The sequence below is a fragment of the Brevibacillus laterosporus genome (assembly GCA_007833815.1).
In the GTDB taxonomy this organism is placed as follows: domain Bacteria; phylum Bacillota; class Bacilli; order Brevibacillales; family Brevibacillaceae; genus Brevibacillus_B; species Brevibacillus_B laterosporus_D.
In genome coordinates, this window is the sequence record CP033464.1 from 4,280,217 (window position 1) to 4,303,523 (window position 23,307).

The window sequence follows — 23,307 nt, forward strand, 5'->3', positions numbered from 1 at the left end:
TCTTCAATTATTTACAGTTAACCAAATTATCTTGGATGATGCGTGTACCCGCTTTTCCTTCCAGAGCCAGATCCGCCTGTTCCAGTGAACAAATGACAGCGGTTCCGCCTTTTTCAGCAAAGCCTATGGCCGATTCCATCTTAGGCCCCATACTTCCCGCGCTGAACTGGCCCTCATCCGCATACCGCTTGGCTTCTTCCAGCGATATTGTCTCCAGTGATTTTTGATCCGGTTTTCCATAGTTCACATACACGTTTTGAACATCGGTCAAAATCATAAAAACATCCGCTTGCACATCTTGGGCAAGCTGGTAACCGCTGCGGTCCTTATCGATAACAGCTTCCACGCCCACAAGTGTTCCGTCCGCTTGTCGGGATACAGGAATACCTCCCCCACCTGCGGCAATTACAATGGTCCCCTGGTCAGTCAGAGATTGAATTACATCCGCTCCGATGATGGATTTCGGCATAGGAGACGGGACTACACGGCGCCAGCCTCTGCCCGCATCTTCCTTGACAATCCAGCTTTTTTCTTCCGCAAGACGTTTGGCTTCTTCTTCGCTGTAGAAAACACCGATAGGTTTAGCTGGATTTTGGAATGCTGGATCTTTCCTTGATACTTCCGTTTGTGTCAGCATGCTCACAACTGCATTGTTTAGTCCGAGCTTTTGAAGCTCATTTTTCAGGCATTGATCCATCATATACCCGATAAAGCCTTGGGATTCTGCGCTACACACATGAAGGGGGAACGGCGGAACCACTTCCTTGGCTTCGTCCTGCTGACGCAATATATTTCCCACCTGAGGTCCGTTTCCATGTGTGATAATTACTTCATAGCCCTGCTCCACAATGCGGGCGATCACCTCACAGCTTTTCCGGACATTTTCTAGTTGATTCTCATAGATTGCCTGCTGTTTGGGTTGTAAAATAGCATTACCACCAAGCGCAATCACAACTTTTTGTGCCAATTTGAGTTCCTCCTTATAATCAGCATACCGATCAGTATGCCAAATGCTGTATCCAGACCCGAGCTGTGTCCTACACGCAGCAATTCTTTTGTCCGCTCATTCAAGTTGTCTGTATCCTTTTGCAGAAGAGCATTCAAAACACCTGTCACCACCGAACTGAAGTCCCGCTTCAACGCGTACTTCAGGTATTCCCGGCTGATATCCGTGGTCAGGGCTTCTTTCTCCACCAGTTCAGATAAATGCAAGCGGAAAGTATCCGTGAACATCCCCGTTACCGCATCCACTGCGAGCATTCCCGCCAGCATGTCATCTCCAGAAGGTGTCAGACCCTCTCCCCGTCCAATCCAGTACCTGAGTATCTCATCGATCTGTGATAAGTTCCGAGTCAGAGCCGCATCCATCAGATGCATAACCCTCCGTTCACTATCCGAACAGGAAACATGAGATTCCTTCATGAAGCATTCGATAAAATGCTCCACCGAAATACCTACTCCTGTAGGCTGACTATAAATCAGTAGCTCGGCTGCAAACGCATCCAAAAGACGGAGCAGCGACTCCGGTCGATCCGTTTTCGCTCCTATACTGGAATGATAAGCTTCCTGATGATCCAATTTAATGCAGAACGAAGAAAAGAGAAGAGACGACTTACCGATGTCATAGCGAACCGTTTCATCTTTCTTGATCAAAGAAATGAGCTCTGGCACTTGCCTGTCTTCCAGATGGATCCCGAAAGGAAGCTGCCCATTCTTCGTGCTGCCTATAAAAATAAGTCCCTCTCCCATCCGGATATTCCATCCATTTTGAAATACACTATGCACATAGCCCGGTTCACCTGCCTGAAGGAGAGGGCGCACAGATCGGCTGTACACCCCGTCTATCTGGATCGAATCTTTCATGCCGCTCTCCCCTGTTCTTCGTTTCGTTAAATCAGTCCCAGTTTTTGTGCATAAGCTTCAAGAGCTTTTTCAAAGCAAGCCAGGGGTGCACGAACTGTACCCGCACCGATTTGTCCTACTCCCGGTTTTTTGTGGGCAATCCCTGTATTAATTACCGGTGTGATGCCTGTTTCAACTACTTTTCTTGCATCAATACCGAGACAGATTCCTTGAAAGTTCCAAGTTGGAATCGTGAAATTTGGGTTTTGGTCAATGCAGATTTCCGTCATCTCATTGCTGGTTGCCAGCGCATCTTCAAATCCGCCCGCACCCACAAAGCGGGTAACCCCAGGAGCAGCCACCATTGCCATACCGCCAACACCGAATGCTTCCGTAATGGCGCTATCACCAATATCCGGATTTGCCATCTCTTGGGAGTAGCCTGTGAAGAACAAACCCTGGGGTGTATTAACCGGAGCGGTAAACCACTTGTCTCCCATACCACTGATTCGGATGCCGAAGTTTTTTCCGTTTCTTGACATAGCTGTTACCACGGTACCGTGTTCAATCATTCTTGCAGCATCCAGAACAGCTTTAGAGGTTGCCATGGCTATATTCAGGAAAAATTGGTCGGTGTCAGCCAGGAATTTCACCACGTCGAATTTGTCTTTTTCGGATACGTCTGTTTGCAGGATATACGGACTTATTTCTTTCAAGAATACGAGAGAAGCTGCGATATTCCGCTGATGGAATTCGTCTCCCATAGTGATTGCCTTTGCCATCATTACATTGATATTTAGGCCGGTCTCGGTTTGATTTAAAGCTTTTGAGAGGGTAGGTCCCAACACATCTCTCATCCATCTCAGACGTTGGATGACCTCCTCGGAATAGGCTCCAAATCGTAGCACTTTTCCGATTCCTTCATTCATCGTGCAATAAGCGCGGTTGCCGTCTGTCTGATTTTCTACAACCAGAAGTGGCATGTTGGCGGAAGTGATGCCGCCCATAGGACCGACAGCTTTGACATGATGGCACGGAATGAAGGTGACTTTCCCTTGTTTCAGCATGCTCATCGCTTCTTCTTCATTAGCCGCCCAGCCTTCGAATAAGGACGCTCCGACGCAAGCTCCTTGCATGGGGCCTGTCATGTCGTCGAATTGAATCGGCGGACCGGCGTGCAGAAGCACCTGACCATTTAATTCTTCTACTACGGATTTAGCAGGAACCACGTCCACTAGAAACGGGGCACCGGCTACAATTTTTTGAATAACTGCCTGATTTGCTTCATCTATCGTTTGGTAAGATCCGTACATGCTACATCCTCCTAATCGGATATTTATATTCGAAATTTCGTAAAAGTTTGGTCGAACGAATCGCTGAGAATGACACCACAGCTTACTTGAGCAAGCTCAGAATCTTACGCATTCTTTCATTGCCTCCAGCTACCGGGCGCCAGTCAAAGTGAACGGCACTTCCACCGTAGCTAGTTACTGCATTTACAAATTTCTTGAGTCCCACATTCACTACTCCCGGTTTTCCGCTCAGTAGCTTGGTGATGGATTCTGAAACAATGATGTCTCCTTGTCCATACTGCTCTGCAAGAGTGAATGATTTATCCTTGTCCTGAAGCTGGATGCCCATCATCGACAGGGCGGTCCGTACAGCCTGGTTGTTGCTTTCTTTAACAATTACGCCTGCTTGCTCAAGCTTAGCTTTTTGCTCTTGGTAATCTTGCGGGTCTTTTTCGGTTCCGCACACTGTTGCCACGAAATACAGGTTTTTTCCTTTTGCTTTGGCTTCACTTTGCGTTTTCTCAATGACAGGTAGCAGAGCGCCAGCCATATCTTCATGAGAACCGTAGCCTAGAACGACATCCAGCAAAATAATCGCTGTAGATTCGTCCAAGGCTGCCTGCTCGATGTAATGGATTCTCGTTTCCGGATCAATCATCGGGTGAGGTTTACCTTGCGTATATTTGTCATCCCCTAGGTCGATTACTTCATGCCCTTTGGCTTTCAGCATGTACCCGTCTTCATGAATCAGCTGCCCCAGTTCAAGACCTTTCGACATAAGGACAGCGGTTTCATAAGCGAGTGTACCACCTGAGTACAGACCTTTAATTGCTGTTTGCTCCGGTTTCAGCTCAGCTGACGGTGCTTCCGTGTTTAGCTTGTTGTAGTTCGCCTTGACTTCCCTGCCTTTAGACAGGTCCACGGCAATCTTAGCAGTCTCTTCCAGCGTATGGGCATAATATACCCTGCCTTCATGCGTTTCCGGTTCTTCGCCTACGAAAATAGCAACTACCGGTTTCGACACGCAGTGCAAAAGCCGTACCACCTGATTCCGCACTTCTTTTGCAGGCGGTTTGGAAATGACCACGATCACTTCTGTGGCATTGTGTTTCTCAAGCCCCTGAATGGCATCCAACATCGTAATAGCCCCGATCGTTTCAGAAAGGTCGCGTCCGCCTGTTCCGATAGCATGGCTCACTCCTCCGCCCAAACGGTCAATGAGGGTGGTGACTTCCTGAATGCCAGTTCCTGAAGCTCCCACAACTCCAATATTGCCGTCCTTCACCACGTTAGCGAAAGCTACTGGGATACCGGAAAGAATCCCGGTTCCGCAGTCTGGACCCATGACCAGCAAACCTTTTTCATGCGCTTTTTGTTTCAGGCGTAGTTCGTCTTGGATGTCAACGTTATCACTAAAAATAAAGGCGTGCAGCCCGCGATCAAGTGCTTTTTCCGCTTCTTCCGCCGCATATTGGCCGGGTACAGAGATAAGGGCAAGATTAGCATTAGGCAAAGCCTGAAGCGCCTTATCCCAAGTTCGCACGGATTCGAATTCCTGCTTGCTACTGCTCACCGCTTGGTTCTTCAATTCATCTTCAATGGTTGTCAGCACCTGGGATACTTTTTCTTCACTTTCTGTATGAATCACTATACACATATCGTTAGGACCCGCTTTTTCGAGTTCATCTGTATACATGCCGGTATTTTGGAAAATCTCTTTATTCGCTGGCGTCCCCATCATAATGGAGGCCTGTTTTACTCCGTCCATCGCAGAAATCTTGTTGGTTAGGAGCATGAGGTTAACTGAATCCTGATAGGAATTTTCTTTAATGATGGAATATAGCATACGTACAAGCACCTCTTCCGTCAGATAAGTTATATTCATTGAAGCGTCAAAGCGGTAATTGATTAAAGAAATAAGGTGCTGCGTAGGAAGGTATAAATCCTCCTTATAGACAAGCAGTTACATTACTTGGCAAAAGGATCTTTGTTGTCGTATTGGTTTCTATGAACAACGTCCGCCACCAGATAGTCATAAACGTCATCCACGATTTCGATCCCGTTCAGCTCGCTCTCTTCTTCGCGAATTTTACTACGCTGTCCCGGATAGGAGACTTCTTTAACTCCAGGGGCCGGTTTAATGTGGTTCAAATCTTCCATTGTGTTCGTAATATTTTGTAAAAATCCGGTCAGGCTTGTAAAATAAGCGGGGTTAATCACGATATGAAGCTGTCCCAGATTCCGGTATTCCGTCAGATCATGATACATAGAGGATACTTTATTCCCGTACGGAAGTCCGAGCAAAATGCCAGAAAGAACATCGACCATCATCATCAGGCCGTACCCCTTAGGTCCGGCTATCGGCACCAGGGCGTTCACTTGGAAAGGATCTGCCGTTGGGTGACCCTCTTTATCCACCGCCCATGTATCCGGGATTGTTTCATTTTTTGATCTGGCGTGCAGGATTTTCCCCCAAGCCTGGACCGTCGTCGCCATATCGAATGTAATCATGTCGTCCCCGCTACCGGGTGCAGCAAAGGCAATCGGATTCGTACCGTAGTAAGGCTCCGAACCGCCAAATGGTACAACCATCGGGTCAGACTGGCAGACCGAGATGCCGATCATATTCTCTTTGGCTGCCTGCTGGACAAAATAAGATAGGGCTCCGCTATGACCGATTTTTCGAACGCCGACAACCGCAAGTCCGTTATCTCTTGCCATTGCAATAGCTTCGTCCATCGCTATTTTAGCCGCTACATGCCCTGCCCCATTATCTCCGTCAAAAACAGCGGTGCAAGGACCCGTTTTTTCAAATGTAAACGTGGGATACGCATTGGTACCACCCTTGGCAATCCGTTCGGCGTAGTATTCTACACGCATGGCACCATGGGAATGAACACCTCTCGCATCGGCATGGACTAGGACGTCAGCTACTCCTTCCGCATGCTCCATGGTCAAACCTGCTTTATGGAGTTTGCGGGTGATTAAATCCTTCAGCTCTTGCTTGGTTACTCTCATTTGTGCCACCTTACCTTTCTACACCACAAGCGCTTTTTTATTTGGCAAAAGGGTCTTTATGATCATAAGCATTCCGGTGAACGATGTCAGAAACCAGGTATTCATACACCTCATCCACAATTTCAATGCCATTGTTCTCGTATTCTTCCTGAATCAGATCATTATTTTGTCCAGGGAAAAGCACCTGCTTAAAGCCGGGCGCCGGTTTGATTCGGTTCAAATCGTCCATGGTGTTCGAAATATGCTGTTTAAACACGTCCGGATCAGTAAAGAAGGCAGGGTTAATGACAAGGTGAAGTTGTCCAAGATTCCGGTATTCGGTCAGATCATGGTACATCGAAGAGACTTTATCCCCGAATGGAAGACCAAGCAGGATACCTGAAAGCACATCCACCATCATCATCAAACCATATCCTTTTGGACCGGCAATTGGGAGCAGGGCATTCACCTTGAACGGATCTGTTGTCGGATGGCCCTCTCTATCCACCGCCCATGTATCCGGGATGGACTCCTGCTTCGATCTGGCATGAAGAATTTTGCCCCAAGCCTGTACCGTCGTCGCCATGTCCAGCGTCATGATCCGGTTATCATGGCTAGGAGCGGCAAAAGCAATCGGATTGGTCCCGTAATAAGGCTCTGAACCGCCGAAAGGAACGACCATCGGATCTGATTGGCACACAGAAATGCCGATCATTCCGGATTTGGCCGCCTGCCGTACAAAATAAGAAAGGGCTCCGCTGTGACCAATTCTTCTGACGCCGACAACCGCTATCCCGTTTTCCTTGGCCATCTTGATAGCCTCATCCATAGCCAGTTTGGAAGCCACATGGCCTACCCCATTATCCCCGTCGAATACCGCTGTGCTTGGACCGGTTTTGTCAAACGTAAACTTCGGATCTGTATTTAAACCGCCTTTGGCGATCCGTTCCGCGTAGTATTCCACTCTCATAGCTCCATGAGAATGAATGCCTCTTATGTCGGCATGAACCAGAACCTCCGCCACATCATCGGCATGTTCTTCCGTTAAACCAGCTTTGTGCAGTTTTTTCGTAATCAGCTCTTTTAACTTTTGTCTGGATACTCTCAATTTCCGACACCTCTGTTAAATTCGATTTCAGCACCTTTATAATCGCACTCCCTGCTAACAAGGAGAATGGTAAAAAGCGGATCGCCTTTTACCATCGTCCTTATCTACCGTGGACCCTATTCTTATAGATCCGCATCCCGATTGCAGTCTTTAGAGTAGACATAAGCGAGTTTCTCTCTGCCAACCGCATAGCAAGCCTGCTGTACATAAGGACCCATGAAGATATAGTCACCTTTTTTCACCGGAATCCATTCGTTATCGAGGTTGTACAGCCCTTCACCGGAAAGCAGGTAAGCTCCGTGCTCCTGCACATGCGTCTCGATAAATGGATGGCATGCTCCGGGATCAAAAGTTAATATATGGAAATTCATATCAAAAGCAAGTTCTTTCGGAAGCAGATCCTGAATCCGCATATCAGTCATTCCATCATAGTCTTCTTCCGGAATATCATTCGAGTTGCCGGAAACAATCCATGGTTTCAAGTCTTTTAACGGTTTATGCTTTTGTTTATACAAGAACAGTCTGCTGTCACTATCTATCAGGTTTTCCAGATACATCTTTGTTCCTGGAGGGCAGTACAGGTATCCGCCGCTTGTTAGCGTATACGTCTTCTCATCAGCTGATGCCTTTACTTCACCTTCCAGCACATAAACGAAGGTTTCGATATGTTCTTGTCCGCCGAAGCCGTCTGTGTTTTTGCCTCCCTTGTGCATCGTAACCACATAATCCACAAAGCTTGCTCCAAGCTTCGGGGTTGCCAGAATAGACATGGAGCAGTTGTCAAAACCCGGAACTACGTTATTAACCAGACCTTCCGGAGCAATCAACGCATATTTGCCATGTTTTATGATAGAACGGCTAGACAGCAGGTCAGTTGGATATCCCATTGTATTTCTCTCCAATTCTTCTTTATGTTTTTGTGTAAAATGGATTCCACCAGTATACATACTTCGAAATTATTTTCCAAGTTGGATCACTTGCTTATCAAGCGGTTTCCTTTTAATGCGCAGGGCGCTTCCTCATATTCGCGAAGAACAGGAATACCGTACATACAATAATGATGCCGATAGCAAGGTAGAAGCCTAAGATCTTGCTTCCTGTAGCGTCCGAAATCAATCCGGTTACGAATGGAGCGACTACAGAAGACATCATCCCGAAAAAGTTAAACACACCGAACGTTGTGCTGTATCCTTTCTTAGGTGCAATGTCTGCTACGTAGGAGATCATGATCGGGTCGACGGCCAGTTTACCGAAGAATCCGTACATAATCAGGAACAAAATCAGTAGTTCGTTATTTTGAATCGCAACTGTCAAATACAGGGTAACTGCGGCAATGACTTGTAAAATAATGACAACCATAATCTTTTTATTCTTGAACTTGTCGGACAACCGGCTGAACAATAGGGCACCCGGCACAGAAGCAAAGGCAACCAGAGCTGACGCAAAACCGATAGCGGCACCCTGAAATCCTCTCTCCATTTGCAGGTAACTTGGCAGCCAGGTCACAATCATGTAATACCCGTAACATACGGAAAAGTAAATAACATAAGCCGAAATCATCCGGATATCACCAAAAAGCGTTTTCATCGATGCTTTATCATCCGCATCTTTTTCCTTGCTTCCTGCAACGGCATTTGCAGCCGGTTTTTCCTTAATGACTTTGGCAAATGCGATAACCATAATAACAATTAAGGCAGTTGTGACAAAAAGCAAAGGCCTCCAGTCCCAACCGAGCCCTTTCACCAGGTAAGAGGAACCGATATATCCGAGAGCCATTCCGAGAGCCGAACCGCTGTTGATAATAGCGGTGGAGAAGCCCCGTTTTTCATTCGGGATCGCGGAGGATGAGATCGAGTAAGCCGGTCCGTAATAGGTCCCTTGTCCAAGTCCTGCCAGGAAACTGCCCACAAGCAGGAAAATCAGGGATGGTGCGATCCCGACGGTAAAGGCCCCGAAAGCAAAGAGTAGGAAGCCCGGGATCAGCATTATTTTTCTTCCGAATTTATCAGCCAGAAAGCCGGATGGAATCTGCATAGAGGTATACGCCAGAAAAAACATACTGGATATCAGACCCATGCTGGCATCAGATTCAACTCCAAGCTGTACTTTAATTTCCGGTAAAATCGGGTTCAGTACAGTTCTGTAAATCCAGATGACAGTCCACCCAAGACAAAACAGAATGACGACCTTTTTCCAATACTCAAGTCCACCTTGTTTAGCTGTTGGGGTTTGTTCGTTCATCTCTTTTCTGCTCCTTATGATGAGGTTGTGGGCAATCTATACGCCAAGATGTCACTTATTCTTTATATGCCAGCTCATAAAGAGTTCCGATCAAAGCTTTCACTCCCTCGGCCAAATCATGAGGCTCGGTATACTCAGCCGGATTATGGCTAATCCCCGCTCTGCTCGGTACAAAAATCATTGCCGATGGAACAAAAGGAGCCAGTATCTGGGCATCATGTCCCGCTCCGCTGTGCATCAACTTATAATTCAAGCCTTTTTCCTTGCACTGACGTTCAATCACTTCGACCACACGTTTATCCATAGGAACCGGATCCGCATCCATCCACATATCGATCTTCAGTTCGACTCCCATTTCTTCCGCAATGGTCTTTAGGGAAGACGTAACCTCTTCAGTAAATTGAACAAGCACTTCTTTCTCCGTATGGCGGATGTCCATAGTGAATAAGGCATAACCCGGAACCACGTTAACCACATTTGGCTTCACTTCGATTTTGCCCACCGTAGCCACTAACGGATCTCCGTGGTTTTTCGTCCGGTTCATTACGTCACAGATCATAGTACTAGCAGCATGAACAGCATCCTGGCGGTAACCCATCGGGGTCGTACCGGCATGGTTGGCTTCTCCCGCCACTTCTACAGTGAATCTACGCTGGCCTACAATGCTATGCACTACGCCTACGGATTTTTTCTCCTTTTCTAGGACACTGCCTTGCTCGATATGGATTTCTACAAACTTTTTCAGGTCTTTGCGAAGCTCTGTAGATTCCTTGCGAAAATCAAAGCCGCACTCTCTCATCGCATCCACGAAGGCTACGCCATCAAAGTCTGCAATGCTTTCCACTTCTTCACGCTTTGCCGTGCATACGATATTTTTGGACCCCCAGAATGCGTAAGGAAAACGGCTACCTTCTTCTTCAGCCATGGATACAACCTGTAGATTGCGCAGCGGCTCCCCGTATGTTTCTTTTAGGTATTTAACCGCAAGCAAACCGGCGACTATACCGTACTGGCCATCGTACAAACCGCCATTGCCTACCGTATCCACGTGAGAACCGGTCAAAACGGTTTCATCCTGATACTTCGTTCCTTGCAGACCTCCGAACAAGTTTCCCACTTCATCAAAATGAACGTCGAAGCCTTCTTTGTTCATCCAATCTTCTAAAGCTTTCTGAGCTTCTAGCCATTCTTTGGAGTAGAGAAATCGAGAAATGCCTCCTTCAGGGTCTTTTCCAAAATGACCCAGCCATTCTAACTGTTGCATGATATCTTTACTTAATTCTCCCATACTCACTGTTCCTTTCTATGATGATGAAAATGATTCAAAAGACGTTTATCCTTCTTTCCCCTCAAGTGTAAGCGCTTACTATTGCAGAGTCATTAACAGTAGTGGATAAAAGTCCAACCGATTCTTTATCCACCATGGGTAAAAAAGACGGGCACAGGGCCCGTCTTTTTAGGATTTATAGTATTATTTTCTGTTTTTTACCAAATTTATAATCTTCATACCAACACGAACTCCTAGCATCTCTTCCGAATCCTCGAAATCCATACCGGTGATTTCTTTGATCCGTTCCAGTCTGTACATGACCGTTTTGTAATGGACAAACAGGTCCTGAGCTGCTTTCGCTGCATTTTGGTTATGCTCCAAAAATACCTCGAGCGTATGCAGCAGATCATTTTTGATGGCATTCTTACTTTCGAGAAGTCTGCTTAAAGAAGGAGGAATAAAAGAGGTTAGTGCAGCAGGGTCCGGAAACTGGCAAAGTAGCCGGAAAAGGCCAAGCTCAGCAAAGGCGGTAACCGATTCGCTGCCGTAGAGCGTACCCCCTAAATCCAGTGCATCCTGCGCCTCTTGATATCTTCCGGAAATATCCATTACAGTTTCCGCTACATTGCCGATGCCAACCTGCACTACAATATCTTTGGCTTTCGCACGAATATTTCCCTGTATCTCACGGGCTTTCTCCTTTACAGCAGCCAGCCAGTTTTTCCCCTTCCCTTCCTGCTGGTCAACCGGTAAAAGCAGAATAATGGTATCGCTCCGGCTGCGCAGTATACCGTCCCCAAATTGCGAACGGATAGCTTCGTGTAAATAGGTAAAGGTTTTAGTCTGCAATCTTCGAGAACTTCTGGGCTTGTTCATTTCTTTTTGGCTTAGAGAGGTAAACTCCTCTTTCACATGAAACAAAAGCACAGCATACGAACGGTCCAAATCCCAGCCAATCAGATTGGCCCGATGATACACCGTCTCCAGTATCTGGCCTTTCCCCGCAAGAAGGTCGTCAATAATGTCATTTTTAAATTCCCGCTCCACTTCCGCCACGGCAAATTGCTTAACCAGTTCCAGTGATAGAGCTGTAGCGGCATTTTCAATCGCAATAAAATCCAACTCTTCCAGCCGCTTATAGACTTCGGTGATGATCAGATGCACCTTAATACGGTTTACCGTCCGAATGGGTACCACTATCTGCTCAACGGATTTCGTCTCCGGTTCCGTAATTTTCGCCGTCATCCAATAATACGGGAATTTGGTTTCAACTATTTTCTCACGTTCCACATTTCGCTCCATTTGTACTGTGGGCATCGTGTAAGAGGAAGTAGCCGTCATACAGACAAAATTCCGGTCATAGAGGGCAACGGGGTTTCCGATCAATTCCCCCAATGTAGTGATAATGGATTCCAGACCGGCATCCGTTAAGGAAAGCGCCGTGAATCGGTCATGCACGTCTATAAAATATTTGAGCTTCATTACCTGATTATTAAACAGTTCCTCCATAACCGGATAAAGCACGTCCACATAAGGAATGTCCTGGGGAATCTGGATAATCGGCAGAGCCGTTTTCTCGCCTGCCTCCACAATAGCATCAGGAATTTTTTTGACGAAACGGTGATTTTTTATCATCAAGGCGCTGACTCCCTTGTCTGCCAGACGGAAGACGAAATCCCGCTGTTCCTCCTCCGTATAATTGCGGATCGGATACAGGCTGGTCAGCAGCATCTCCCCGCCTTTCAGCCAATCTGCGATGTCGGGAGCTTCCATTATGGTAATTCCTTCAATCACATTGGAGAGGCCTTCCCTGCCCCCCAGCACTTCCGCATCATGCAGTCTCTCCATTTTCAGTACATGTTCCACTCTAAACTCCATATCCTCAACCCCTTTAATCAGAAATAATTCTCGACTCTTATGCAGAGAAAGGGCGCCATTTTCTTATCTGTAACTTTACTGACTATTGAGTCTTTCATCGGAAGACAGTACTATAAGCATACCAATACTAACACTGGAAGTCTTCGTTAAGATACATAGTAACAGAAGATCCGGACCCAAAAGGAGAAATGACGTGAAAACGATTTGTTATAAAACGATTGATGGAATCAACCTGCTCGGAGATTTTTACAGCGCCAGCCAAACCAATTCCCCTGTACTTGTCTATATCCATGGAGGCGGATTTATTTTTGGATCGAGAAAAGAGATTCAGAAAGAGCAGGTGAAGCAGTATAACCGGGCTGGCTTCCACGTTTTCTCCATCGATTACCGGCTGGCTCCCGAAACCAAGCTCCCGACCATAGTCGAAGACATTCGGGATTCCCTCCGCTGGCTTCGTGAACAAGCACCGACCAGACTTGGCATTGAGCCATCCGCTATAGCTGTAGCAGGCTCTTCCGCGGGAGGATATCTTGCTTTGCTTGCGGGGTCCAGAGAGCCAGATTTGAAAGCAGTCGTCTCTTTTTATGGCTACGGGGATATCCGGGAAGACTGGTCTTCGCGGCCAAGTCCGTTTTATCTGCAAAAACCTATTGTTCCCAAACAGCTGGTCGATCAGTTGATCACAGGAAAGACACTCACTGAAAGTTCCATTCAGCAAAGATTCGGCCTTTATTTATATTACCGTCAGCAAGGTATCTGGATTCAGGAGGTCACGGGGCTGGACCCTGTTCGGGAGAAGGAGAAGCTGGACATGCTTTGTCCAGTTGAATTCGTGGATGACTCTTTCCCTCCCACTATGCTTCTACATGGGGAAACGGATCATGACGTGCCTTACGAAGAATCTATTTTTATGGCCGAACGGTTGAAAAGCGCAGGAATCAAGCACACTCTCCTAACCCTTCCCGGCGAGGACCATTTGTTTGACCGGCAGATGGACAAGGAAAACGTCCAGCAGGCATTTGCCCAAGTTCTTGACTTTCTACATTGCCATTTAGCTTAAAAAGACTGTCCAGGAGGACAGTCTTCAGATTGATGTGAAAAGTCCCCCTTTTGAAAAAAAGAGGGCTTTTCTCTGTATTTAGGGGGTATAAATGTGGAGAAAAAGTCTTCAATTAACCGGATGAAAATGGAACGTCCCCTTCCTTAGTCCCGCTCTGTTCTATGCTCTCAGTTCAACTTTGCCATCAGCTAACACTTTGTTACATGTTATTTCTTCTGCTTGTTCACCATCATCTCAAGCATAAGCTCATCCATTTTCCCCGAGCCTTCATTACCTAGTCGACAGAAGTTGTCGATGGTCTTTTCTAGTCCCTCATCAATGATTCCATTTGTACCAGATACTCCCATACCCTGTGAAGCCAGCAACGCGGATTGTACAGCTGCTCCTGTACAGGTAGACACTTTCATAGCGCACCCTGCTTTAGCTCCGTCACATAGCATACCTGTTACATTTCCAATTGTATTTTGAATGGCAAAAGAAATTTGATTCAGATTACCGCCCAATAGATACGTAATCGCTGCAGCCGCACTAGCTCCTGCAACAGTTACCCCGCACAATGCGGATAATCTACCAAATTTTGATTTAATCCAAATGGCCAATAGGTGGCTACATGTAACTGCTCGAATCATAATTTCATCGGGCGATCCTAATTTTTCTGCAACAGCAACTACCGGCATGGTTACTGAAATCCCCTGATTCCCGCTACCCGAATTTGACATGACTGGTAGCATGATTCCAGCCATCCGTGCATCTGAACCTGCAGCAGTTAGCGACATTGCATGCGTAATCAAGTCATCGGACAATAATCCTTTTGCAACATTATCCTTCAGAATTTTACCTACTTGTAGGCCGTAGTTGTTTTTTAGCCCTTCCAAACAAATAGCCCGGTTTAAATCAATACTATGTTTGACTAAAGTTAACTCATCAAGAGGCACTTCCTGCACAAATTGATGGATGCTATCTAACGTCAGGGCCTCGCAAATATCTTTTTCTTGCTCGCCCTGCTCATGATAGTAATCGCATTCCTTTTCAAATACATTTGTTCCACTTACTTCAATCCGTCTAATCTCCGTATGCATATCTTCTATGATAACCTTGGCATATTCAGAGCCCGCGTGAACAGTTACCTCGATGTACAGCTTTTTTGGAGTCTCTGCTAACGCAATCTTAACTTTGCCTGCTTCTACGAACGCGAGCGCCTGTTGCTCGGCTTCTAATGGTACGTTTTTTAAGACCTCTAGCTTTCGCTCATGATCACCTGCCATCGCACCTAAGGCAGACACAAAATCTATGCCGGTTTGTTGCATACCGGGTATCCCAACTGCCATTGCATTTTTCATCACATTGGCACTAATGGTTACATCAATAGAGGTAATGGCGGCTTTTAGATAACTTTTGGCGACAGAGGCTGCCCATGCAATAGCTACAGGCTCTGTGCAACCAAGAGCAACAACCAATTCTTTTTCTAATAGCTGTACAATTTTTTTGCTCATATCTTTCATAGCCGTCTTCCTTTTCGTTAAAATGAGTCTTTCTCTTCTTCTTTGATTTTTTGCAAATACCGATAGATAGTGGGTTCTGAGGATTTTAATTGTTTGGAAATGGCATGTACCCCACCTTTTAACTGAAAGACACCCTGATGATACAACTGTTTCACGATATCCATTTTCTCTTGAACCGTCATACGCTCAGGTGGTGTAGGTATGTGCATCATCGTTTGATGGATCATGCTCGCAAGTACATCCTCAACCTGACCATGCAGGTGCTCTGGTAGGTGTTCTAATTCTCTACGCACAGCTTGATCTACCTCTTGCCCCTGTTCTTTCTCTTCCACATGTAAAAAGCTATCAATCCATTCTTTCGCTTTTTCAAAATGCTCTACATCGGAATTGATACAAAGCACTCCGATCAGCTCATTTACCTGGTTTTTAATAAAATAGCTCCATGAGCGAAAAACTTTCCCATTTTTACCGTATGCCTTATAGTTTGCAATAAATTCCTTTTTTAAATAGGTCTTATCCTGTAGAACCTGTAATACCAGATTCGTCGGTGCGTCCCCTATTGTTCGACCGCTAATTTGCCCATTCTCGATCGCGATAATAGAGGTTTCTTGCTCCGATAAATCGTGTAACACAACCTCTGAGTGTTTTCCGACAATCGAGGCGATAAAGGTTACAAGAGGAACATACATCTGTAACACTGCTTTATTATCCATGGTGTATTTCTCCGTTTTCCATACATTTTAGCAGATAAAAAAGGTAATAAGATTTTATCATTACAATAATATTTTTTCTACATTTTTTAATCAACCAAACTGTTTGAATATACTGTCAAACAATTCTATCCATTCTCTGACAATAACCGTCACCACCCACTTCGACACCGACCAAAAAACGGGTCAAGTGGGATATGATTAGCCCAACAAAGCCTACTGCACCGACTATCGAAACCGCTGCCCCTGCTAGAATTAAAACGAGAAGAGTACCGACAACTTCACCCAGAGGGTTCACTGTCCAAGTCCCTTTGCAATGTCCTCACCAAGTCTGGGCATCGTAATCGAACGTGATAAGGCAATCGCTCCTATAATCGAAACGGCAATCCAGGAAAAAAGGCAAAGCAAAGTGCCAGAGCAAAACCAGCTCCAGCGTTAATCCAAAACAAGCCAAAAGCGTCTGCAACAGCGAAACAAGCTCCTACCATAGCTCCCGGGTTTATTGTACAAAATGAATGAATAAATGATAATAACATGTCGTCAAACGTGATAAAAGACTCAATCGTCCAGGACGATCAAGCCTTTTTATATCTACAACCTAATCATAAATCATTTCTATTCTTTCGCGAACAATCTCGACCGCGTCAAGAACCTGACACCCTCTGGGCCCTCCAATGAAAACATACCTCCGCGCCCAGGAACAACATCAATAATGAGCTGCGTGTGTTTCCAGTATTCATATTGTGCTTCGCTCATGTAAAAAGGAGTATTGCCGATCTCTCCCAGTAGCACATCATGATCACCGATTAACAATTCCCCAGCAGGATAACACATCGGGGAGCTTCCATCACAACAGCCCCCAGATTGATGAAACAAGAGGGGACCATATTTGACTGTAAGCTTTTTGATTAAGGCAAGCGCTGCATCTGTTGCCAACACCTTTGGCTGTATCCCCATGTTATCCCCTCATTTTCATCGTTGTTTAACGTTAGAAAAAATACCTTTTTTAAAAGAATCCTAATGCTTGATCACTGTAGCTTACCAGTATATTCTTCGTCTGTTGATAATGAGACAGCATCATTTTATGGTTTTCACGTCCAATTCCAGATCCTTTGAAACCACCAAACGCAGCATGCGCAGGATAAGCGTGATAGCAATTAGTCCACACACGCCCCGCTTCAATCGAACGCCCAAAGCGGTAGGCTTGATTGATATCCCTTGTCCAGACACCTGCACCAAGTCCATACAGAGTGTCGTTTGCGATATACAAGGCTTCTTCTGCATCAGCGAACGTCGTGACACTCACTACAGGTCCAAATATCTCTTCTTGGAAGATTCTCATTCGATTATGTCCTTTAAACACAGTTGGTTTGACATAATATCCGCCTTCTAATTCGCCTCCCAGTAGATTTCGTTCTCCACCGATCAAGCACTCTGCCCCTTCTGCTTTACCAATTTCTAGATAGGACAAGATTTTTTCAATTTGTTCGGACGAAGCTTGGGCACCAATCATGGTTTCTGTATCCAAAGGATTGCCTTGCTTGATGGCAGCAACCCTTGCCAACGCTTTTTCCATAAATTGATCGTAGATGGATTCCTGAATAAGCGCACGAGATGGGCATGTGCATACTTCCCCTTGATTGAGGGCAAACAAGACAAATCCTTCAATCGCCTTGTTTAAAAAAGCATCATTTTGCGCACACACATTTTCAAAGAAGATATTTGGCGATTTACCACCTAACTCCAATGTCACGGGAATGATATTTTGTGAAGCATATTGCATGATAAGTCGACCTGTAGTGGTTTCACCTGTAAAAGCAATCTTGGCAATCCGATTGCTGGAGGCAAGTGGTTTACCTGCTTCTAAGCCAAAACCATTGACCACATTTACAACCCCTGGAGGTAGTAAGTCACCGATTAATTCCATTAGCACAAGGATGGAGACTGGTGTTTGCTCCGCTGGCTTTAGCACCACACAATTACCTGCTGCAAGCGCCGGTGCCAACTTCCACGTAGCCATTAACAATGGGAAGTTCCATGGAATAATCTGCCCAACAACACCAAGCGGCTCATGAAAATGATATGCGACTGTATCACTATCAATCTGGCTGACCGAGCTATCCTGTGAGCGTAAACAACCTGCAAAATAACGGAAGTGATCAACAGCAAGTGGAATATCCGCCGCTAGTGTCTCTCTGACAGGTTTTCCATTTTCCCATGTCTCTGCCACCGCCAGCATCTCGAGATTCGCCTCTATACGATCGGCTATTTTGTTTAAGATCGTTGCTCGTTCTGCTGGGGAAGTTCTGCCCCACGCGCCTTTAGCTTCATGAGCTGCATCAAGTGCCAATTCGATATCGTCAGCGTTTGATCTGGCTATTTCACAAAATGCTTTACCTGTAATCGGGGTAACATTATCAAAATACTCACCATTAATAGGTGCTACCCACTTACCTCCGATATAATTATCATATCTGGTTTTAAATGTTACCTTCGCTCCTGGTTGATTCGGATTTGCATAGATCATGGGAAAACCTCCTTCACATACTACAGATAGGGTTGATAGTTTTACCTTATGCTCGTTCTTCCATAAATAGTATCTTAATTTTCAGAACCTTGTAAACAAAAAAAGAGAGTTTGGTGATAAACAATAAAGAAAGGGTTATCACATAAAAATGAAATAACCCTTTCTTTTCACTTTTCCACCCATTTATGTAAGAGTTCTTTCGCCAACTCTTCCATCTCCACAATCGTAACCTGCTCACAAAACTGATCCTCTTTTGTACATACAGCTACTTTATACATTTCATCCACATGATATGCCCGACATTGATAACCTGTAGGCCTTCCATCAGCATATACGAAAGCTGAATCTAAGGACTCGTGCTGGATCGTAAAGGAATCAAGCGGTAAAGAAAGTCCTTTTCCCACTGCTTTAATATAGCTCTCTTTATATGCCCAGTAACTAAAAAAACATTCTAGTTGATCAGCTTCAGGTAACTGAAACAATTCTTGGCGCTCTTGCTCAGAAAAAAATCGGTCGGCAATTTGTAAATTAATCGGTTTCATTTGTTGAACATCAATGCCAATGGGGACAGCACTCACAGCTATGGCTACCCAGCTAGCTGAATGGGACACATTAAACTCACACGCACCCTCACCCGTAACAAATGGCTTGCCATAAGCGTTTGTCTCAAAGCGAATCTCTTCTGGCAATAGTTGCATCCGTTGAGCCAATTTCATGCGCACTAGCACTTCCCCAAGTAAAGAGCGCCATTTATCCTCATTTTTAAGGTATCGATTCACTTTTTCTTGACGGTCAAACGGGAGCAGAGAAAGCAACTCTTGAAACAGCTCCTCGGCATACGTATCGAGAACTTTTATCGCATACACTTTCATGGCAACGTAGCGATCTCCTCTCCAGCTTTCTTGCTTACAACCCGATACACTTCCTGTAGGGCCCCAATCATTGCAGCTTCCTTGCGAACGGCAAACGCTGGTGGTCCCCAGATTAAAAGCAATTGCTCAGGTAGAATACTCTCTTGTGCAAAAGAGATACTCATCTCAGAAAAATGGGGTGCTGTCTGAAAAAAAGAGCCGTGGTCAACCGCTCTACGCAAAAACACAGCCCCCACCTCCTCATCGATGCTTGTATACAGTTGCTCAGGCTGTGTTGATGGTTCTGTTAGGCTCAGTTTTTCTTGTTGTTTCACATCTTCTCCAGCATAGGATACGCTGTGTGGCAACCACTGCTCACGAAATCCACTTACAATATCAGAACGCTGTAATCCAAGGAACGCGAGAAATACAAATGGGTCCTCTTCCGCTTCCGCTAGTAGTTGATAATACAAAGCGTACACATGCTTGCATGGTACGGCCAAATCTGGGCAACTACAGTGGGCAGTCCATTCTTCCAACGAATCTGGAAGGACTTCGATTCCTTGCTCAACTAGATTAGTAGCCAATTCCTCAGGAACCGTCCCGCCTAACAACTGCGCTGTAAGAAGTGGAGATTGTTTGATGATGGTAAAAGCTTTATCACGACTCGAATTAATCGGTTTCTTTGGACTAAGTGAAACCGTGTAATGGGCCTGATTCGCCCCTGTCACCTTTGCTATCATACCGGTATCAAAAGCTTGCCACTCTAATACCCCGCCCTCTTTGGCTTTGGTACGTCCACGCTGGTTACGTTGTGATCCACCTGCTTTTCGAATTAATTCTTTTAAGCGGCCGATCCACTCTGTCTGCACGTTTGATTTTTGCAGGTTCACAACAAGTCATCCTCCTCTTGGCAGATCAAATCCTCACGTAGCTCAAATAAGGAGTGTAGTTCATTTGCAGACAACTCCGTAATCCACTGTTCACCGGTGTGAATGACCTGTTCCGCCAATTCGCGCTTCGATTCCATCAACTGATCAATGCGCTCTTCCAGTGTTCCCTGACAAATCAATCGATGGACGTGAACATTTTTCTTCTGACCAATTCGGTAAGCCCGATCTGTTGCCTGATTCTCCACAGCAGGATTCCACCAGCGATCAAAGTGAATGACGTGATTTGCTCTGGTTAAATTCAGACCGACACCGCCAGCTTTTAATGACAAAATAAAGATACGCGGTCCCATACCAGACTGAAAGCGATCAATCATATCATCACGATCTTGTTTACTGACACCTCCATGCAAAAAGAGAACGTCCTCTTGAAACACATCACGAAAATGATTTGCAAGCATTGTTCCCATGTCCACATATTGCGTAAACAGTAACACAGCTTCCTGTTGTTCCATAATATCGTGAACAAGTTCTGTCACACGACGTACTTTACCAGAACGGCGCTCCAAATGATCGGCAGACTGGTGTAAATACAAAGCTGGATGATTACAAATTTGTTTGAGATGCGTCAAAGTGGCAAGGACATACCCACGGCGTTGCATTCCTTCTACCGAATTGATTTTTTGCATCATCTGATTGACGGCTGCTTGATACAAGGTTGCTTGTTCCTCTGACAGTGTGCAATACGTTTTGCTTTCGATTTTTTCTGGTAAATCCACAATAATGCTTGGATCTGTCTTTAAGCGACGCAATATAAAAGGCCTCACCAATTTGCGCAGAGACTCCATACGATCCTGTTCACGATACCTTTCGATGGGTAGAGTAAATTGCGTACGAAATTGCGTTAAGGTTCCTAAATAACCAGGATTTAAAAAATGGAAGATTGACCAAAGCTCACTCAATCGGTTTTCAATCGGTGTACCCGTCATCGCAATCCGATGTTGGGCATGTATTTTCATGGCGCTTCTCGCCTGCTTACTTTTACTGTTTTTGATATTCTGAGCCTCGTCTAACACTAAATAGGACCAATCTATTTCAATTAAATCAGCCAAATCACGATTCACTAAGGAATAAGAAGTAATCACAACATCATGTTCAGCTACTTTTTCTTGCAAGGCTTGTTGATGCAAGCGTTCTGGTCCATGGTGAGTATACACCCGTAGTGTTGGGGCAAAACGTTCAATTTCTTTACTCCAATTATTCATCAATGAGGTCGGACATACGATTATTGCCGGTGCCGTTAGCTTCTCCGCCGTCAATACTGTGATCATCTGTATCGTTTTTCCCAGACCCATATCATCTGCTAAACAGACGCCAAATCCTAATTTGGACATGAGCTGTAACCATGCATACCCCCGTTTTTGATAGGGACGCAAAACCCCTTGTAGTCCTTGTGGGGTATCAATATGATCTAAATTCTGTTCCAGTCGTCCATGTAATAGATCGTCAAGGGCTATTGGAAGTTCGAAATCAACAACAGGAATATCCTGCCATTCATCGCTTGCTTCCATTTCAGCCATCAAGTAGAGCATGTCATGCAACGTGATCTCATCTTGCTCCGCTCGTTTTAAATATTGCAACATCCGCTTGACTGATTCTTGATTTACCTCTGTCCATTCACCACGTAATTGTATAAAAGGAAGTTTAGAATCCGCAATTTTCTCCAATTCAGTCAAACTTATATCTTGATCTCCCAAAGCAGCTTTTGCATCAAAACGGAGTAATTCATGTAAACCTAAACGATGAATAGCGGCTGATGAATCCGCTGAATAAAGAGAGTGATCCTGCATGACTCTTATTTTTAAACCTATTCGTTTGCGACCACGTTTTAACCACCAAGAAGGTAATTGAACACCAACTCCTTCTGCTTGCAGACGTGGAGCGGTATCTTGTAAAAAATGAAAGGCTTCATGTACAGGTAACTGAATTTGTTCCACTAAGCCTTGGCGTAACACTGCTTGTAGTACTGGAAATTGTGTAGACGCACGCCCCAATTGTTCCAACAAAAATTCTTGGGCTCTGCCTAGCCATTTACCAAAAAAGGCGACGGCCTCATCAGATCCTAACCAAATTTCCTTAGCTGAAATAAGGCGAGATGGTTCAGTAACGGGTTGTAGGTACACATGTAATATAAAAGGAAACTCTTCCACTTCTAATTCGATCTGTTGAGGTGGTTCAAGCCGCATGTAAAGCCGCATAGCATGCTGACCCACACAATCCCTTTTATTCCGTCCTTCTCCCTTTGTCCACATATCTACTTGCTGTTTAAAGCTTTGCAATTCCTTCGTAGTTCCCTCGATGGGTTCCATAGCACGAGTTAGTAATCCCCGTAACCACTGCAAAGAGAAATCTCCCTTACCTTTGCTGATCTGTTGGCGTAGCTCTTCGGCCTCCATATTCAGCCAATCATGCACGGTAATCTGAATTGCATGTTGTAAAAAATCCGATTGTATGTGATGCGGATCTGTCATGATGTCGCTTCCACCCGTCTTCTGTGGGTCATACGCTCGACAGATGGCTGGCATACTAAGTGCCAACGTATGTGAAAATGTGCGCACTTCTTCCTTAGTTACGTCTAAATCCCAAGTAGCATCTGCCTCTGAATAGCCGTACCGCTTTCCTTTACGTACCTGCACTCCGGGACGGATATTCGCATGCCATAGCATTTGTAAAGCAAAGTACGCTACTTTTCGGAAATAATGTAGGCTATCACCTAGTTGAAAACCACTATGCTGCAACATAGCTTCGTCTGTCTGCCACAGGAATGGTAAAGCTTCTTTCATGGTAATACTTAAGCCGCTAATCTGTTGTACCATCAATTTTGGCTTATTGGACGGATAGTATTCCCCTTGATCAAACCAATACGGTACTTGAAAGGTACGAATGCCTACTTTTCCAGACTTCATCAATTTCATCTGTTGTTCGGTCGACAATTGTTCCATCCAATTACTGACGGGTACAATCTCGCCGCCGCGCAAACAGAAAAGAAAAAAAGCATCTGGTAACCAGATACCGTGCAACGTCGTCATTGATGCCCTCCAGCTTTTAGTAAAAGGGTTAACCTTAACCGGTTAACCCT

The 23,307-nt window shown here is 45.3% G+C and carries 18 protein-coding genes and 1 pseudogene; 1 reads left to right on the top strand and 18 read right to left on the bottom strand.

All coding sequences use genetic code 11. The features are described 5' to 3' along the window. Positions 1 to 7: 7 nt before the first annotated feature. The 10 genes from arcC to EEL30_20780 form a co-directional block, all read right to left on the bottom strand. Positions 8 to 967 (bottom strand): carbamate kinase, encoded by a 960-nt coding sequence (arcC, locus tag EEL30_20735; GenBank protein ID QDX94496.1) that lies wholly within the window; start codon positions 965 to 967, stop codon positions 8 to 10. Next, a complete protein-coding gene (locus EEL30_20740) occupies positions 949 to 1,863 on the bottom strand; it encodes a DUF2877 domain-containing protein (GenBank protein ID QDX94497.1) in 915 nt (304 codons plus the stop codon). The genes arcC and EEL30_20740 overlap by 19 nt, the downstream gene beginning before the upstream one ends. 26 nt (positions 1,864 to 1,889) lie before the next feature. Beyond that, positions 1,890 to 3,155, bottom strand: a complete 1,266-nt coding sequence (locus EEL30_20745) for a DUF1116 domain-containing protein (protein ID QDX94498.1) — start codon at positions 3,153 to 3,155, stop codon at positions 1,890 to 1,892. 82 nt (positions 3,156 to 3,237) lie between these two features. Next, positions 3,238 to 4,980, bottom strand: a complete 1,743-nt coding sequence (fdrA, locus tag EEL30_20750) for an acyl-CoA synthetase FdrA (GenBank protein ID QDX94499.1) — start codon at positions 4,978 to 4,980, stop codon at positions 3,238 to 3,240. Between the two features lie 122 nt (positions 4,981 to 5,102). Beyond that, a complete protein-coding gene (locus EEL30_20755) occupies positions 5,103 to 6,152 on the bottom strand; it encodes an ureidoglycolate dehydrogenase (GenBank protein ID QDX94500.1) in 1,050 nt (349 codons plus the stop codon). 37 nt (positions 6,153 to 6,189) lie between these two features. After that, positions 6,190 to 7,239: an ureidoglycolate dehydrogenase gene (locus EEL30_20760; GenBank protein QDX94501.1), complete on the bottom strand. Its 1,050-nt coding sequence runs from the start codon at positions 7,237 to 7,239 to the stop codon at positions 6,190 to 6,192. Between the two features lie 122 nt (positions 7,240 to 7,361). Continuing rightward, entirely contained in the window at positions 7,362 to 8,126 is a 765-nt protein-coding gene (locus EEL30_20765; protein ID QDX95841.1) for a (S)-ureidoglycine aminohydrolase, read from the bottom strand. A 112-nt stretch (positions 8,127 to 8,238) separates the two neighbouring features. After that, complete coding sequence (locus EEL30_20770) at positions 8,239 to 9,480, bottom strand: MFS transporter (GenBank protein ID QDX94502.1); 1,242 nt, start codon at positions 9,478 to 9,480, stop codon at positions 8,239 to 8,241. Between the two features lie 55 nt (positions 9,481 to 9,535). Further along, a complete protein-coding gene (locus tag EEL30_20775) occupies positions 9,536 to 10,768 on the bottom strand; it encodes an allantoate amidohydrolase (protein ID QDX94503.1) in 1,233 nt (410 codons plus the stop codon). A gap of 183 nt (positions 10,769 to 10,951) precedes the next feature. Then, the gene (locus EEL30_20780) at positions 10,952 to 12,598 is read right to left on the bottom strand and encodes a PucR family transcriptional regulator (GenBank protein ID QDX95842.1); all 1,647 of its coding nucleotides are present in this window, start codon (positions 12,596 to 12,598) and stop codon (positions 10,952 to 10,954) included. Between the two features lie 223 nt (positions 12,599 to 12,821). Between EEL30_20780 and EEL30_20785 the strand changes: the two genes are divergently transcribed. Then, positions 12,822 to 13,688 (top strand): alpha/beta hydrolase, encoded by an 867-nt coding sequence (locus tag EEL30_20785; protein ID QDX94504.1) that lies wholly within the window; start codon positions 12,822 to 12,824, stop codon positions 13,686 to 13,688. Between the two features lie 206 nt (positions 13,689 to 13,894). Here EEL30_20785 and EEL30_20790 read toward each other — a convergent pair whose 3' ends face one another. The 8 genes and pseudogenes from EEL30_20790 to EEL30_20825 all read right to left on the bottom strand — a co-directional run bounded on the left by EEL30_20790 (position 13,895) and on the right by EEL30_20825 (position 23,257). Continuing rightward, positions 13,895 to 15,190 (bottom strand): serine dehydratase subunit alpha family protein, encoded by a 1,296-nt coding sequence (locus EEL30_20790; GenBank protein ID QDX94505.1) that lies wholly within the window; start codon positions 15,188 to 15,190, stop codon positions 13,895 to 13,897. Between the two features lie 17 nt (positions 15,191 to 15,207). Beyond that, positions 15,208 to 15,903: a histidine kinase gene (locus EEL30_20795; protein ID QDX94506.1), complete on the bottom strand. Its 696-nt coding sequence runs from the start codon at positions 15,901 to 15,903 to the stop codon at positions 15,208 to 15,210. Between the two features lie 115 nt (positions 15,904 to 16,018). Beyond that, a pseudogene (locus tag EEL30_20800) lies at positions 16,019 to 16,352 on the bottom strand (hypothetical protein). A gap of 163 nt (positions 16,353 to 16,515) precedes the next feature. Continuing rightward, positions 16,516 to 16,857 (bottom strand): DUF779 domain-containing protein, encoded by a 342-nt coding sequence (locus tag EEL30_20805; protein ID QDX94507.1) that lies wholly within the window; start codon positions 16,855 to 16,857, stop codon positions 16,516 to 16,518. A 49-nt stretch (positions 16,858 to 16,906) separates the two neighbouring features. Then, positions 16,907 to 18,427 (bottom strand): aldehyde dehydrogenase family protein, encoded by a 1,521-nt coding sequence (locus EEL30_20810; protein ID QDX94508.1) that lies wholly within the window; start codon positions 18,425 to 18,427, stop codon positions 16,907 to 16,909. A 167-nt stretch (positions 18,428 to 18,594) separates the two neighbouring features. Beyond that, a complete protein-coding gene (locus EEL30_20815) occupies positions 18,595 to 19,299 on the bottom strand; it encodes a 4'-phosphopantetheinyl transferase superfamily protein (GenBank protein QDX94509.1) in 705 nt (234 codons plus the stop codon). Continuing rightward, the gene (locus tag EEL30_20820) at positions 19,296 to 20,171 is read right to left on the bottom strand and encodes a hypothetical protein (protein QDX94510.1); all 876 of its coding nucleotides are present in this window, start codon (positions 20,169 to 20,171) and stop codon (positions 19,296 to 19,298) included. Before EEL30_20820 ends, EEL30_20815 begins: the two co-directional genes overlap by 4 nt. Beyond that, positions 20,168 to 23,257, bottom strand: coding sequence for a DEAD/DEAH box helicase (locus EEL30_20825; GenBank protein ID QDX94511.1), 3,090 nt, complete (start codon positions 23,255 to 23,257; stop codon positions 20,168 to 20,170). Before EEL30_20825 ends, EEL30_20820 begins: the two co-directional genes overlap by 4 nt. Positions 23,258 to 23,307 lie beyond the last annotated feature (50 nt).

Bases quoted from the DNA above. Each gene is read 5' to 3' on its own strand.
- EEL30_20780 (QDX95842.1), bottom strand. From the start codon at position 12,598: ATGGAGAGACTGCATGATGCGGAAGTGCTGGGGGGCAGGGAAGGCCTC.
- EEL30_20795 (QDX94506.1), bottom strand. From the start codon at position 15,903: ATGGATAATAAAGCAGTGTTACAGATGTATGTTCCTCTTGTAACCTTT.
- EEL30_20745 (QDX94498.1), bottom strand. From the start codon at position 3,155: ATGTACGGATCTTACCAAACGATAGATGAAGCAAATCAGGCAGTTATT.
- EEL30_20790 (QDX94505.1), bottom strand. From the start codon at position 15,190: ATGAAAGATATGAGCAAAAAAATTGTACAGCTATTAGAAAAAGAATTG.
- EEL30_20770 (QDX94502.1), bottom strand. From the start codon at position 9,480: ATGAACGAACAAACCCCAACAGCTAAACAAGGTGGACTTGAGTATTGG.
- EEL30_20765 (QDX95841.1), bottom strand. From the start codon at position 8,126: ATGGGATATCCAACTGACCTGCTGTCTAGCCGTTCTATCATAAAACAT.
- EEL30_20815 (QDX94509.1), bottom strand. From the start codon at position 19,299: ATGAAAGTGTATGCGATAAAAGTTCTCGATACGTATGCCGAGGAGCTG.
- EEL30_20825 (QDX94511.1), bottom strand. From the start codon at position 23,257: ATGACGACGTTGCACGGTATCTGGTTACCAGATGCTTTTTTTCTTTTC.
- EEL30_20810 (QDX94508.1), bottom strand. From the start codon at position 18,427: ATGATCTATGCAAATCCGAATCAACCAGGAGCGAAGGTAACATTTAAA.
- EEL30_20775 (QDX94503.1), bottom strand. From the start codon at position 10,768: ATGGGAGAATTAAGTAAAGATATCATGCAACAGTTAGAATGGCTGGGT.
- EEL30_20755 (QDX94500.1), bottom strand. From the start codon at position 6,152: ATGAGAGTAACCAAGCAAGAGCTGAAGGATTTAATCACCCGCAAACTC.
- EEL30_20740 (QDX94497.1), bottom strand. From the start codon at position 1,863: ATGAAAGATTCGATCCAGATAGACGGGGTGTACAGCCGATCTGTGCGC.
- EEL30_20805 (QDX94507.1), bottom strand. From the start codon at position 16,857: ATGGGGATACAGCCAAAGGTGTTGGCAACAGATGCAGCGCTTGCCTTA.
- fdrA (QDX94499.1), bottom strand. From the start codon at position 4,980: ATGCTATATTCCATCATTAAAGAAAATTCCTATCAGGATTCAGTTAAC.